Raw genomic sequence first — 13,253 nt, forward strand, 5'->3', positions numbered from 1 at the left:
GGCCCGAAGGACGGCCCGGCACGTCAGGACCGCTGGCTCACCTCCAGCTCGCAGGTGGGGGCGCCCTGGTGCATGCACCGGTGCTCGCGCACCACCACGTCCTGGCCCAGGTGCTGGGCCAGCCCGCGGATGGTGCCAATGCCCAGGCCACACAGCTTCCGGGGCGAGCAGTAGGACACCCGCACCATGTCCCGCCGCACGCGCTGGCAGACCACCCCGGGCGGACGGCGCGGGCCGTCGCGGCGCACCTGCTCGCTGAGGCGCTCCATGTGCTCCACCATGTCCAGCACCGTCCAGTTCGGCTCGACGAGCACCCCGTACGTGCGCAGCAGGCTCGGCCCGAGCCGCTCGCCCAGCTCCTCCAGCACCCGGTGCCTCTGCCGGCCCGTCAGCTTCGCCATCGCGTCGACGAGCGCGCAGACCTCCGCGTCCGGGTAGTCCTTGAACGCCAGGTACACGCGCCGGGGCAGCCCCGCCGCGTCCTGCACGGACTCCCACCCCCGAGGCCCCAGCAGGGCCTGAGCGTGATTCCGCAGCACATGAAAGATGACACCATGCATGGGCCGCCCCTCCAGTGGACATGCGCAACCGTCCACCGCGCCTGCAAAGTTGCGCATGACCCGTAGCACGTCACCCTCCCCGCGGGGTGATTGCCCCGAAGGGGGGTCACCCGCTGAACATCAGCGGTCGTCGGAGGGTGTCAGGGCGCGAACGTTGCGGGGGGCGAAGAAGGGCTGGCGCAACAGACGCGGCAGGGTGCGCTTGTCCACGCACCAGAGCTGGAGGGCGTCCTCCCACTCCCCCAGCTCGGCGATGGCGCGCACGTCCGGGGCGTCGCGGTAGAGACTGTTGAGGTTGTGAACGAGCGCGGAGAGGTCCTCCACCTCCCAGCGCTCGGAGAGGTCACCGGTGAGCACGTGCAGCTCCATGACGGGGCGCTCGCGCACGTCCACCACCTTGAAGCGGCGGGCGGAGCCGCCCATGGCGGTGGTGAGGGGGCCCACCAGCTCGTCGGCCCGGACACCGTGCCCCACGGCGAGCCCGCCCTGCAGGAGCCCCGCGTCGCACAGGCGCAGGAGGGACACGTGTGGCGGCTCTCCCCGGCGCACCACCTCGGCGGCGGCGTCGCGGTCCTTGAGGAGTCGCTCCTGGGCGAGGGTGTCGAGAAGAGAGGCCATGCGCGGCGGAGCCTATCGCTCCTCGCCGCTCCAGTAGTCCACCTCGGCGGACAGGGGCAGCGTGGTGAACAGGGTGCGCGCGGCCTTGTCGCCTCCGGGCGCGGAGCCCGCGGAGATGACCACCTTCTGCGAGTCCGGGTACACCATGACGTCGGGCTCCACCATGGTGGAGAAGGCGAGGTAGCGCAGGGGCTCGCTGCCATCATTGAGGAGCTGGTGCGCGCCCTCGGGGCCTGGCGGCAGCGCCACGTAGTCCCCGGCCTTCACCGCGAGGGTGTCCTCGCCCAGGCGGAGCCGGCCCGTGCCGGAGAGGATGTAGTACGCCTCCTCGTTGGCCAGGTGGTAGTGGCGCGGCCAGGCGTGCTTGCCCGGGAGCAGCTCCATCAGGCTGCACCCCAGCTTGCGGCCCTTCGCGGCGGCGCCCAGCTGCTTGCGGCGGTACGCCACCTTCGGGCCCTGCGTGACTTCGCTCCAGGGGACGTCTGGCGCGTGGACGACATGGGGATGGGAGGACATGGCACGGGCTCCTTTCAGGCAGGGAGGGGCGGCGTCGCCATCAGGGCGAAGACGCGGTGGGGAATGACGAGCGGCTCCCGCGGGAAACGCTCGGCGAGCAGGGCCGCGAGCGCGGCGTCGAGTCGGGCCACCTCCTCCGGCGGGAGCGACGCCCCCACCTTCGCGCTGGCCCGGATGCGGCCCCGCCAGGCCTCGTGGGTGTACGGCGTGGGCACGTCGAAGGTGAAGGACTCCAGCGCGGTGTAGCCCGCCTCACCGAGGTCCCGGAACCACAGCGGATACAGGCCGACGCTCTGCCCGAGGAGGACGTACGGCGCCGCCGTGCCGGGGTTGAAGGTGTCGATGAGGGCCTCGGTCGCCTCCACCACGTTGCCGGGCAGCGGCAACCAGTCGAAGTGGGCGATGACCAGCCGCCCACCGGGAGCGAGCAGCCGGGCGGCCTCGCGCGCGGCGGCGGGCCGGTCGAACCAGTGCCAGCACTGCCCGGCCACGACGAGGTCGAACGCCCCGGAGGGCAGGCCCGTGGTCTCCGCCGGAGCCTGCTGGAAGTCGATGCGCAACCCGGCCTCGGTGGCGAGCCTCCGCGCGGCCTCCAGCATGGGCGCGGACACGTCGAGCGCCTTCACCGTGCCACCGTGCCGCGCCAGCCCTCGCGCCACGGTGCCGGTGCCGGTGCCCAGGTCCACCGCGCGCACGCCGGGCCGGAGGAGCCCCTCGCGAACGAGCCTTTCGAAGAAGGCCTCCGGAAAGCCGGCGCGGTGCTTCGCGTAGTCGGAGGACGTGCGGCCGAAGTCCACTTGCATGACGGGCTCCTTCCTTCAGGTCGACAGCGTGTCCAGTCGAGTCGACAATGCACCTCCGGGGAGGTGCGTGAGGCATGAGTAGGCGCAAGGGCGGACGCTCTCAATCTCGATTCGACCATCCACGTGAGGAGGAGCTGGTGCCCGCGGCGGAGGCCGCGGCGCTGCTGGGCGTGAAGCGGGCGACGCTCTACACGTACGTGAGCCGGGGGCTCGTGCGCTGCGTGCCCGAGCGCGGGACGAAGGAGAACCGCTACGTGCGCTCCGACCTGGAGCGGCTGAAGGCACGGCACGACGCGCGGGCGGGACACGCGGCGGTGGCCTCGGGAGCGCTGCGGTGGGGCGAGCCCGTCATCGACTCCTCGGTGTCCCGGGTGGGCGCGGAGGGGCTCGCCTACCGGGGCCACTCGGCGGTGGCGCTCGCGGTGGAGGGACGTGGCTTCGAGGACGTGGCGGAGCTGCTGTGGACGGGGACGCTGCCGGCGGAGCCCACCCGGTGGCCGGCGCCGGAGCCGTCCCTCCCTCCGTCGGAGCTGGCGCGGCTGCTGCCCCGGGGGACGCCTCCGGTGGCGGCGCTGTCGGCGCTGGTGCCGCTGCTGGGCGCCAGGGACGCGCTGCGCTTCGCGGCGCCGCCGGAGAGCGAGAAGGCGCGGGCGCGGCGGCTGTTGCGGCAGCTCGCGGCGTGGGTGTGCGTGGCGCAGGCGCCGGGGCGGGTGGCGCGGGCGCTGAAGGAGGACACGGTGGCGGCGTCGCTGGCTTTCGCGTGGGGCACGCAGGTGAAGCGCGCGCCGGAGCTGCTGGACCGTGCGCTGGTGCTGTGCGCGGACCACGAGCTGAACGTGTCCACCTTCACGGCGCGGGTGACGGCGTCCTCCGGCGCGGACCTCTACGCCTGCGTGAGCGCGGCGATGGCGGCGCTGTCCGGCCCCCGGCACGGCGGCTCCAGCGACCGGGTGGAGGCGCTGCTGGCGGAGGTGGCCCGGCCCGAGCGCGCGGCGGCCGTGGTGTACGAGCGGCTGCGGCGGGGCGAGTCGGTGCCGGGCTTCGGCCACCCGCTCTACCCCGACGGAGACCCGAGGACGCCTCCCCTGGTGGAGGCGGCGAGGTCCGTGCGCCCGGAGGCGCCGGGCGTCCGGGTGGCGCAGGCGGTGGTGGAGGTGATGCGCGAGGCGGGACACCCGCCGCCGTCGGTGGACTTCGGGCTCGTCATGCTGGCGGAGGCCCTGGGCCTGCCGCCCGGAGCGGCAGCCACGCTGTTCGGCGTGGGCCGCGCGGCCGGCTGGGTGGCCCACGTGCTGGAGCAGCGCGAGCAGGGACACCTCCTGCGCCCCCGCGCCCGCTACGTGGAGCCTCCCGCGTCCGTGTCCGGCGGAAGGCCCCCTCCGTGAAAAACAACCGGGCCCCTCTCGGATGGCCTGCGCCACCCGAGAGGGGCCCGGAGTCGGGCTCACGAAGCCCTTGCGACTACAGCGACGCCGTCTGCTGGAAGGTCGCGTCGACGGCGACCTCCAGCCGGCCGATGCCGAAGCCGCTGCTGCCGACCACGTCATCGCCCAGCCTGTTGCGCAGCAGGGCCTTGAAGCGGCCGTCCAGGTTGGCGCCGTCGAACACCACGCCCGGCACCGCGCCCGGCGCCAGCTCGAGGGTCACCTGGTACAGCACGCTGCCCGCGGAGAGGGTGGCGTCCTCCGCCACCGCGCCCGCGCCGCCCGCCTTCTGGCTGATGCCGCTGGTCAGCACCCCGGCCAGCGGGCCGGAGGTCGGCAGCGCCACCGCGACGGCCGGCGTCGACGAGCCCACCGACAGGATGGCGCCCGGCGTCAGCGCGCCCTGCGCGGGCAGCCGCACCTTCGTGGCATCCAGCGGCAGGTTGAAGCCCGCGCCGTAGCCCGTCAGCTCCTCGGCCGCCACCACATCCAGCACCAGCCGCGTGTTCGTCGACGTCGGGTGGCGCATCAGCCGGATGCGGCCGCCCGCCGGGTCCGTGTACGCCAGCGCCGCGTTGTACACGTCGAACGGGCTGGAGTCGGCGCCCGTCAGCGAGCCCGAGGACGCCGCCAGCACGTAGCCCTGGCCGCCACGGTCCACCGACAGGTCACCGAAGCGCGCCACGCCATCCTGCGCGGCCACCCGCACCGTGCCGGCGAGCGCCGCGCCGTTCGCGTTGCCCAGCGCCAGCGTGACCTCACCGGCCGACGTCGCCGTGTTGCCGAACGCGTCCACCAGGCGCACCGCCACCTCGTTCAGCGGCAGCCCGTTGGGCGTGGAGCGAGGCTGCGCGGCGAACTCCAGGCGGGCGGCGTCCGCGCCGATGATGGCGAACGGAAGGCTCGTCGCCGGCGTCAGGCCCGTCTGGCTGGCCTTCAGCGTGTAGCCCCGCCCGGCCTTGCGCAGCGACACGTCCGCGAAGGTCGCCAGGCCGTTCGTCACCGGCTGCGTCAGCGTGCCCTGCAGCGTGTCGCCGCCCGGGTTGGCGCCCAGCGTCAGCGTCACGTTGCCGCCGCCGCTCGTCGCGTTGCCGAAACGGTCCGTCACCTGCACCTGGACCGCGGGGGCCAGGGCCGAGCCCGCCTTCGTCTCCGCCGGCATCGCGCGGAACGCCATGGCGGACGCCGCGGCCGGGGTGATGGTCACCGGGGACGAGTAGCCCAGGTACAGGAACAGGAAGTTCGCGTCGTAGCCCACGAACAGCAGCGACGTCTGGCCGACCTTGTCCAGCGCCAGGCCCTCGAAGGTGGCCACGCCGTTGATGGCGGGCACCTCGCGCGCGCCGCCGATAACGGCGGCCCCGGCCGGGTTGAACTCGGGGTCCACGCCCACGGCCACCAGCTCACCGAAGTCGCCGTAGCTCGTCACGCGGTTGCCGAACCGGTCCTGCGCCTCCACCTGGATGGTGCCCAGGGACTCACCGGCCACGGCCGTCGCCGGCACCTGCGATACCACCGCGTACCCCTCGACGGCGCCCGGGGTGATGTTGAACGGCGTGGACGCCACCGGCGGCAGCGTGCCGAACCGCGCGCGCAGCGTGTAGCCCGTGCCCGCCCGCGGGATGTTCAGCGTGTAGAAGGTGGCCACGCCATTGGCCACCGCGATGGCCTTGGTGCCGCCCAGGGTGGCGCCGTTGCCGGACACCAGCTCCAGGCTCAGCATGCCCCTGGCGGTCGTCACCACCTTGCCGGCCGCGTCCTGCACGGCCACCCGCACCGCCGGCAGCGTCACACCCGCCTCGGTGTTGACCGGCTGCTGGGTGAAGCTCACGCGGCTCGGGCCGGTCGCCCCGATGAGGCCGGCCGAGGCCGACGCCGGCTGCTCGCTGGGAGAAGCCTCCGCCAGCGACGGCGGCGCCGGCTCCCGGGCGTCGGCCGGAGCCACCGCGACGGTGGCCGGCGGAGTGGCCGCCGCCTCGGACTGCGGCTTGGGGTCACCGCTGCAGGCGGTGGCGAACAGCGCCGCCAGCAGCGTGAGACCGACAGCAATGCGCTGGGTCACGATGTTGCGCTCCATGGGGAACGAATGAGGGAAAGAGGACGCGCGCATGTTCACGGCCGCCCTCCGTAACGGGTCAGCAGCTGCGCCAGGTCCGCGTCGTCCACCGTGTTCACGGTGCCCACGAGGTCCTGGTTCCAGTCGTAGTACGGCTGCGACTGGGTGGCCGGCGAGGTGCCCACGCGGTTGGCCGTGGCCAGGAGGTCCACGAAGTCCACCTGACCGTTGCGGTCGAAGTCTCCGTTGCCGGCCACGCCGCGCTCGGCGGTGGCGGACGGGTAGATTTCCCACATGCCGCGGCCGAAGGTGGCGATGCGCAGGATGCCGCCGGTGCGGCCCACGAACATGTCCATCACCCGGACGAGCGGCAGGCCCACGCCGTAGCGCTCCCAGGTCGCGCCCTGGTTGGACGTCCGGTACACGCCCAGGTCCGTACCCGCGAAGATGGTCTGGTTCGTGGTGTCGGACGGGTCGAAGCGCACCACGTTGACCGGCACGTTCGGCAGGTTGTTGGTGATGTTCTGCCACGTCTGGCCGCGGTCGCGCGAGAGGTACACGCGGCCGGTGCCCGGCGGCAGGGCGGAGGCCAGCGCCTGGCTGGAGGCCACGAACATGCTGCCCGGGGCGATGTCGGTGTGGTTCGGCGGGAAGTCGATGCTGCTGGTGAACGTGGGCGTCTCGGTGGCGTCGATGGTGCCGTTGCCGTTGAGGTCCACGCCCATGCGGTTGGTCGTCGTCCACGTGCACTGGGAGGCCGGCGTGTCCAGCGTGCAGCCGGACATGACGCGGAAGCGCCCGCCGCTGCCGGCGACGCCGTAGAGGCCGTCCACGGTGGTGGACACGCTCAGCGCGCGCACGGCGACGCCGCTGTCGCACGCGCCCAGACGCTGCCACTGGCGGCGGTCGGTGCCCACCGGCGTGCCCGCCAGGCGGAACACGCCATAGGTGGTGCCGGTGATGGCCGCCGGGCGGTTGCCCGTGTTGACGGCCATGACCTTGGTGAGGAACGTGGTGGCATCGGCGAAGGCGCAGCCGCCACCGGCCGGGGTCGTGGGGGGAACCAGCGTCCGCCAGGGGGCGCCCGAGTTGCAGCCGTTGTTCGCCGGCACGTCCGGGTCGCAGTAGCGGGTGGAGCTGTACTGCACCGAGCCCCAGTAGATGCTGTCCTCGCCCACGCGGGACGCGGCCACGCCGATGCCGTCGCCGCCGATGATTTGGTTGAAGGTGGTGGGCGAGCCCTGGGTGTCGCGGAAGCGCGTGCCGTTGTCCTGCAGGCCGGCGAACGCGATGAACTGGTTGCCCGTGGCCGGGTCACCCGACGCCACGTTGTACATCAGGTGCGTGGCCAGGCCGCGGTTGGGGAAGCGCCACTGCACCGTCTGCTGGTTGATGGGCCCCGGGTTGAAGACGTTGGTGGAGGTGTACAGACCGCCGTCGCCGCCCACCATCGTCATGTAGCCGGTGGGGGTGCGGACCACGAGCGTGCGGTGCCAGTCCGCGTGGACGTACGGCAGCACGCCGTCGTCCGTCATCGCCGAGTCCGTGTAGGCCGGCAGCCAGTGCGAGACGACTTCCCAGGTGGGCTTGTCCGCCAGGCCGTTGATGGTGCGCAGGCCGCAGTACGTGCCGCCGAGGATGACGCGGTTCTCGTCACCCGGGTCCACCGCGATGGTGGAGTTGTACCAGGCCTGGTTGTTGTGCACGTTGATGCTGATGCACTGGGAGGTGTCCACGAAGGTGATGTTGCGCGGCTGGCCTTCGCCATCCTCACCGCCGGAGACGTCCTGCCACGTCTGGCCCGCGTCCTTGGAGCGCCAGATGCCGCCGCCGAGGGTGTCGTCGCTCACTCGGGTCGTCAGCGCGAAGAGCACCGTCTGGGACGGGTCCGCCGCCGGCGAGCCCGCGGCCAGGGAGATGCGGCCGGCGTCCGGGAGGGTGGAGGGGTCGTTGTCGAGGTCCGGCAGCCCGTTGGCCGCCAGGCGCGAGCTCCACGACTGGCCCGAGTCCGTGCTCACCCAGATGTCGCCCTGGTAGACGGTGCCCGCGGTGTGCACGGGCGCGTCGACGTAGTCATACGCCACGCCGCTGAGGGCCCAGCGGCTCTGCCCGCCCACCTGACCGGTGTAGGCGATGTTCCACACCGCTTCCGGCACCTGCTCGCCGAAGTTGGGCAGGTCCACGAGCTGGAAGGAGGCACCCGCGTCGGTGGAGCGGAAGAGGCCCACCTCGGTGCCCACGAGGACGATGTTCGGCGCGTTCGGGTCCACCTTGATGGCGCGCACGCGCAGCGCCTCCACGGCGCGGTTGCCCACGTTGGCGGGGTACCGGCCGGTGAGCGCCACCGGCGTCTCCCAGCGCCCGCCGCCGTTGGTGGTCTTCACCACCTGGCCGCCGGGCATGTCCACGAAGTCACCCAGGCCCACGTACAGCGTGTCCGGGTTGTTCGGGTCCATGGCCATGTCACCCACGGCCAGGTTGCCCAGGGTCTCCCCGATGGGCTGCCAGGAGGGCTCCTCCGCCAGGAGGTTGAACGTCTTCCACACGCCGCCACCGGAGGTGGAGAGGTAGCCGATGTTCTGGTCCTTCGGGTGCACGGCGATGCCGCTGATGCGGCCCGAGTCCACCTGCAGGTACTGCCGGCCGTTGTGCTGGAAGCGCGCGTCCGTGGGACCCAGGTTCACCCAGGAGTTGGCGTTCTGCCCCAGCCCCTTGGAGCCAGGGGGCCGCGGCATCAGCTCCGGCCAGCGCTGGGCCTCGGCGCGCGCCTCGCCCAGCAGGATGGTGGAGTCCTCCGCGGTGGGCACGCCCCACTGCGCCTTGTGCGCCATCCACCGGGAGAACGCGTCGTCGATGTCGCGCTCGACGTAGGTGTTCTCGAACATCTCCTCTTCGACGGCGGTCCGGAGCTGGGGGGGAACGTCCTCGCCGGGCTTGCGCATGAAGTCCTCGAAGCGCAGGCGACGCTGCTCCTCGGCCCAGACGCGATAGGCGCGTACGGACGCGGGAGCCGCCAGCGAGAGGACACCAGCACCAAGAGCCAGGGAGACGACAACTCGTCTTCGCAGGTGCAAGCGGATATCTCCAGATACTCAGTTACGGGAAGTACGCGGGGGGGCGTGAACGCGAAGGGTAATGGGAGACTCGCCCCTGGAGTCAAATCGTGGAAAATCTGCCGGGTTACTGAAATAGTGGATTCACGAGTTTCCACGTTCCGGCCCGGGCCCGGTTGACAAGGAGCGCGAGGCGTGAAGCGGGCGCTGTCGCCTGTCGGGCACCGCGCGCACACGGACGTTGGCGCCGGGGCCTTCGCCGGAGAGACTCCGCCGCCGTGGACCCCCGACGCTCGTACCCGCGCCTCGCCCTGGTGTCGCTCCTGGGCAACCTCTCCCTCGTCGCCTCCTGGGCGGTGCTGCTGACCCGGCCCGAAGGCTGGAAGGTGGTGGGGCCGTTGCTGCTCGTGGCCTTCCTGGTGCTGCGCGTGGGCGGCGCGTGGTTCTACGCCACGCGCGGCGCGGGGGACCCGGCCCTCATGCGCCGCACCGCCATCTTCACCTCGGTGCTGGCGCTGCTGGCGGTGGGCCTGTGGGTCTTCACGCTGCTGCGCGGGCCGACGTCGCTGTAGCCCCGGAAAGCGTCCCCCGAAAACGCCTCGCGGGCGCCCCCGCCGGACCTCATGGCCCGTGGGAAGCGCCCGCGTGGGACGGCCCTGCGCTGTGTGAGACGGCTACACGTTGAAGCGGAAGTGCATGCAGTCGCCGTCCTGGACGACGTACTCCTTGCCTTCCACGCGCAACAGGCCCTTCTCCTTCACGGCGGACTCGCTGCCGTACTTCACCAGGTCCTCCCACCGCATGACCTCGGCCTTGATGAAGCCGCGCTCGAAGTCCGAGTGGATGACGCCGGCCGCCTGCGGGGCCTTGTAGCCCTTGTGGATGGTCCACGCGCGGCACTCCTGCTCGCCGACGGTGAAGTACGTCCACAGGCCCAGCAGCTTGTAGCCCTCGCGCGCCACCTTGTGGAGGCCCGGCTCCTTGAGGCCCGCGCTCTCCAGGAAGCCCGCGCGCTCCTCCTCGGGGAGCTGCTGGATTTCGGACTCCATGGCGGCGGCGAGCACCACCACCTCGGCGCCCTCCTTCTTCGCCATCTCCCGCACGGCCTGCACGTGCTTGTTGGAGTCCTCCTTGCCAATCTCGCCCTCGCCGATGTTGGCCACGTACAGCACCGGCTTGTCGGTCAGCAGGAAGAGGTCGCGGATGACGGCGCGCTCCTCTTCCGTGAGCTTCTGGGCGCGCACGGTGACGCCGTTGTCCAGGCCCGCCTTGACGCGGTCCAGGAGCGCCATCTCCGCCTTGGCCTCGTCGCCCACCTTGCCGCCGACCTTGGTGTTCTTCTGGGTGCGCTCGCGGCGCTTCTCCACCGTCTCCAGGTCCTTGAGGCACAGCTCCGTGTCGACGACGTCCCGGTCCCGCACCGGGTTCACCCCGCCCTCCACGTGGGTGACGTTGTCGTCCTCGAAGCAGCGCAGCACGTGCAGCACCGCGTCCACCTGGCGGATGTTGCCGAGGAACTGGTTGCCCAGGCCCTCGCCCTTGGACGCGCCGCGCACGAGGCCGGCGATGTCCACGAACTCGAGCGAGGTGGGCACCTTCTTCAGCGGCTTGATGAGGGCGGTCAGCTTGTCCAGCCGCTCATCCGGCACGGGCACCACGCCCACGTTGGGCTCGATGGTGCAGAAGGGGTAGTTGGCCGCCTGCGCGCCCGCGGCCGACAGCGCGTTGAACAGGGTGGACTTGCCGACGTTGGGCAGCCCGACGATGCCGATGGAAAGACCCATGGTGATTCCCTGGAACACGCGCGCCGGGGGGCGCGCTTCCCCAAACTAGGCGCTGCGACGCACGGCGCCGGCGGCGCCACCCACCGGCAGACCCTGCACGAACTGGTCGGCCAGGGCGCGGTGCTTGCTATCGTCCATGCGCTCGCTGATGAGCTTGCTGGCCACCTCGATGGACAGGTCCACCGCCATGGAGCGGACCTCGGCGATGGCCTTGGCCTTCTGCTCCTCGATTTCGCGGCGGGCGGCGGCCTTGTACTCGTCCGCGTCCTTGCGGCTCTTGGCCATCATCTCCTCGCGGAACGCGGACATCTCCGCCTGGTTGCGGCGGATGGTCTCAGAGGCCTCCTGGCGGGCCTTGTTGGCGGCCTCCTTGGCCTCGGCCAGCTTGGCCTCCGCGTCCACGAGCATCTTCTTCGCGCTCTCGACGGAGTTGGCAATCTGCGTCTCGCGCTCCTGCACCAGCTGCAGGATGGGCCCCCACGCCTTCAGGCGCAGGACGACCATGACGAGGACGAAGGTGACGATGGTCCAGAAGATGAGGCCCGGGCGGACCTGCACGAAGTTGCTGGCGGCGAGGACGGTAGGCAGGAACATGGCGTGTCCCGAACGTGAAGGTGGAGGGCTTCGAAATCGCGGGGTGCGGGGTACTGCGGGGTGCTGCGGGTACCGCGAAGCCGGCGCCCGCGGAAGAGGACTCCCGCGAGCGCCGACGTCCTGCTGGCGACTAGGTCTTGACGGCGAGCAGGATGCAGACGACCAGCGCGAACAGCGTGGCGCCTTCGATGAGGGCCGCGGCGATGATCATGGTGGTGCGGATGTCACCACCGGCGGCCGGCTGACGGCCGGTGGCGTCCATGGCGGCGGCGGCGAGACGGCCGATGCCGAGCGCGGCACCGATGATGGAGAGGCCGGCGCCGATGCCGGCGGCCAGGAAGGCGAGAGCGACGTTGGTCATGGGAGCACTTCTTCTTTCGTAGGCGATGACCCGCTTGTGGGGGGGTCGGTTTCATCCCTTTGGGGCTACCTCCGGCGACCTTTCGAATCGCCGGGTCTTCAACCGGGGCGCCATGCCGCGCGCCCCGTCAACTCGTGAAGCGGGGCTCCTCAGGAGCCCAGCATGTGGGCCTTGCCGTGGTCGTGGCTGTGGCCCGTCTCTTTATGCCCGTGGCCGTGGTCGTCACCGTGGCCGTGGTGGCCCATGGCCACACCCATGCCGATGAAGAGCGCGGACAGCATGGTGAACACGTACGCCTGCACGAAGGCCACGAACAGCTCCAGCAGGTAGATGCCGAAGGCGAACGGCACGCTGACCGCGGCCACCGCCGGGTGCTGGAGGATGAAGATGAGGCCCAGCAGGAAGAAGATGACGATGTGGCCCGCCAGCATGTTGGCGAAGAGACGGACGGTGAGCGCGAAGGGCTTGGTGAACAGACCCAGGAACTCCACCGGAATCATGATGGGCCACAGCAGGGGGTGCACGCCGCCGGTCAGGTGCGCCAGGTAGCCGCCGAAGCCCGCCGCGCGGATGCCGGCGAGCTGGGTGACGACGAAGGTGCACAGCGCCAGGCCGCAGGTGACGGCGAGGTTGCCCGTGGCGGTCGCCATCCAGGGGAACAGGCCCAGCAGGTTCATGAAGAGGATGAAGAAGAACGCGGTGAGCAGGTAGGGCACGTAGCGCGGGCCCTCCTCCTTGCCGATGTTCTTGATGGCCAGCTCGTCACGCACGAAGAGGACCAGCATCTCGAAGAGGTTGGCCCCGGCGCCGCGCGGCACCAGCTTCGTCTTGTCGCGGTTGCTCCAGATGAGGATGGAGGCGAGCAGCAGCAGCGCCGCCAGCCACATCATCACCGTGTGCTTGGTGATGGACAGGTCCAGGCAGCCCTCGGTGATGCCCGGGAGCACCTCGCCGTGGTCCGTCATCTTCGGCGTGCAGGAGCCGATGAGGATCTGCGGCAGGGGAACGTGGATGGCGTTGTGGGTGAGCGGGATTTCAATCTCCAGCTCGTTGGAGTCCGCGACGTGGTGAAGGATGTAGCCGGCCACGTCCTCGCTCTCGCCCTCGGCCGCCCCGGACGAGCCCCACGCCACCGCCGCGAACAGACTGGCGAACAGCACCATTGCCTTGCGCATCACTCGTCTCCGCCCGCCGCGCCCTTGGACGCGGCCATCACGTAGCTCACTTCAATCCACTGCAGCGCGAAGTAGACGCCGAAGAACCCCGCCACGAACGGCACCGCCGACAGGCCCCGCGACACCACCCCCAGCAGCCCCACCACCACGCCCAGGGCCCGAAGGCCGAACACGATTCCCACCACCTTCAGCGCGGACTTGAGGTCGCGCTGCACCGCCCGCCGCTTCAGCACCAGCGCCACCACGCCCGTCACCGACGCCAGCCCCACGCCCCAGCACGCCGACACCCGGTCTTCCACCACCTTCGGC

At 71.3% G+C, this 13,253-nt stretch carries 13 protein-coding genes; 2 read left to right on the forward strand and 11 right to left on the reverse strand.

From position 1 onward, the window contains the following. Positions 1-23: 23 nt before the first annotated feature. The 4 genes from HG543_RS43330 to HG543_RS43345 form a co-directional block, all read right to left on the reverse strand. The gene (locus HG543_RS43330) at positions 24-560 is read right to left on the reverse strand and encodes a heme NO-binding domain-containing protein (protein WP_169350810.1); all 537 of its coding nucleotides are present in this window, start codon (positions 558-560) and stop codon (positions 24-26) included. A 120-nt stretch (positions 561-680) separates the two neighbouring features. Next, positions 681-1,178: a hypothetical protein gene (locus tag HG543_RS43335; RefSeq protein ID WP_169350811.1), complete on the reverse strand. Its 498-nt coding sequence runs from the start codon at positions 1,176-1,178 to the stop codon at positions 681-683. Positions 1,179-1,190: 12 nt separating this feature from the next. Further along, entirely contained in the window at positions 1,191-1,694 is a 504-nt protein-coding gene (locus HG543_RS43340; RefSeq protein WP_169350812.1) for a cupin domain-containing protein, read from the reverse strand. Between the two features lie 14 nt (positions 1,695-1,708). Next, entirely contained in the window at positions 1,709-2,497 is a 789-nt protein-coding gene (locus HG543_RS43345; RefSeq protein WP_169350813.1) for a class I SAM-dependent methyltransferase, read from the reverse strand. 74 nt (positions 2,498-2,571) lie between these two features. On the opposite strand from HG543_RS43345, the gene HG543_RS43350 reads away from it, so the two are divergent. Then, positions 2,572-3,882 (forward strand): citrate synthase family protein, encoded by a 1,311-nt coding sequence (locus HG543_RS43350; RefSeq protein ID WP_169350814.1) that lies wholly within the window; start codon positions 2,572-2,574, stop codon positions 3,880-3,882. A 76-nt stretch (positions 3,883-3,958) separates the two neighbouring features. Here HG543_RS43350 and HG543_RS43355 read toward each other — a convergent pair whose 3' ends face one another. Both HG543_RS43355 and HG543_RS43360 read right to left on the reverse strand, forming a co-directional pair. Further along, the gene (locus tag HG543_RS43355) at positions 3,959-5,983 is read right to left on the reverse strand and encodes a hypothetical protein (protein ID WP_169350815.1); all 2,025 of its coding nucleotides are present in this window, start codon (positions 5,981-5,983) and stop codon (positions 3,959-3,961) included. Positions 5,984-6,033: 50 nt separating this feature from the next. Beyond that, positions 6,034-9,051: a beta propeller repeat protein gene (locus tag HG543_RS43360; RefSeq protein WP_169350816.1), complete on the reverse strand. Its 3,018-nt coding sequence runs from the start codon at positions 9,049-9,051 to the stop codon at positions 6,034-6,036. Positions 9,052-9,308: 257 nt separating this feature from the next. On the opposite strand from HG543_RS43360, the gene HG543_RS43365 reads away from it, so the two are divergent. Further along, positions 9,309-9,602, forward strand: coding sequence for a hypothetical protein (locus HG543_RS43365; protein ID WP_169350817.1), 294 nt, complete (start codon positions 9,309-9,311; stop codon positions 9,600-9,602). Between the two features lie 102 nt (positions 9,603-9,704). Here the strand turns inward: HG543_RS43365 and ychF are convergent, their stop codons facing one another. The 5 genes from ychF to HG543_RS43390 all read right to left on the reverse strand — a co-directional run. Next, positions 9,705-10,814 carry a redox-regulated ATPase YchF gene (gene ychF / locus HG543_RS43370; RefSeq protein WP_169350818.1) on the reverse strand — a complete coding sequence of 370 codons (1,110 nt, stop codon included), beginning with the start codon at positions 10,812-10,814 and terminating at the stop codon, positions 9,705-9,707. 45 nt (positions 10,815-10,859) lie between these two features. Continuing rightward, positions 10,860-11,408 (reverse strand): F0F1 ATP synthase subunit B, encoded by a 549-nt coding sequence (gene atpF, locus HG543_RS43375; RefSeq protein ID WP_169350819.1) that lies wholly within the window; start codon positions 11,406-11,408, stop codon positions 10,860-10,862. A gap of 130 nt (positions 11,409-11,538) precedes the next feature. After that, complete coding sequence (locus tag HG543_RS43380) at positions 11,539-11,769, reverse strand: ATP synthase F0 subunit C (RefSeq protein ID WP_169350820.1); 231 nt, start codon at positions 11,767-11,769, stop codon at positions 11,539-11,541. Positions 11,770-11,918: 149 nt separating this feature from the next. Beyond that, positions 11,919-12,944, reverse strand: a complete 1,026-nt coding sequence (gene atpB / locus HG543_RS43385; RefSeq protein WP_169350821.1) for a F0F1 ATP synthase subunit A — start codon at positions 12,942-12,944, stop codon at positions 11,919-11,921. Beyond that, a partial coding sequence (locus tag HG543_RS43390) for a hypothetical protein (RefSeq protein WP_169350822.1) occupies positions 12,944-13,253 on the reverse strand: 310 nt, incomplete at its 5' end. The genes atpB and HG543_RS43390, both read right to left, overlap by 1 nt.

The organism is Pyxidicoccus fallax (assembly GCF_012933655.1).
In the GTDB taxonomy this organism is placed as follows: Bacteria; Myxococcota; Myxococcia; order Myxococcales; family Myxococcaceae; genus Myxococcus; species Myxococcus fallax.

Bases quoted from the DNA above. Each gene is read 5' to 3' on its own strand.
- HG543_RS43350 (WP_169350814.1), top strand. From the start codon at position 2,572: ATGAGTAGGCGCAAGGGCGGACGCTCTCAATCTCGATTCGACCATCCA.
- HG543_RS43345 (WP_169350813.1), bottom strand. From the start codon at position 2,497: ATGCAAGTGGACTTCGGCCGCACGTCCTCCGACTACGCGAAGCACCGC.
- HG543_RS43380 (WP_169350820.1), bottom strand. From the start codon at position 11,769: ATGACCAACGTCGCTCTCGCCTTCCTGGCCGCCGGCATCGGCGCCGGC.
- atpF (WP_169350819.1), bottom strand. From the start codon at position 11,408: ATGTTCCTGCCTACCGTCCTCGCCGCCAGCAACTTCGTGCAGGTCCGC.
- HG543_RS43340 (WP_169350812.1), bottom strand. From the start codon at position 1,694: ATGTCCTCCCATCCCCATGTCGTCCACGCGCCAGACGTCCCCTGGAGC.
- HG543_RS43330 (WP_169350810.1), bottom strand. From the start codon at position 560: ATGCATGGTGTCATCTTTCATGTGCTGCGGAATCACGCTCAGGCCCTG.
- atpB (WP_169350821.1), bottom strand. From the start codon at position 12,944: ATGCGCAAGGCAATGGTGCTGTTCGCCAGTCTGTTCGCGGCGGTGGCG.
- HG543_RS43335 (WP_169350811.1), bottom strand. From the start codon at position 1,178: ATGGCCTCTCTTCTCGACACCCTCGCCCAGGAGCGACTCCTCAAGGAC.
- ychF (WP_169350818.1), bottom strand. From the start codon at position 10,814: ATGGGTCTTTCCATCGGCATCGTCGGGCTGCCCAACGTCGGCAAGTCC.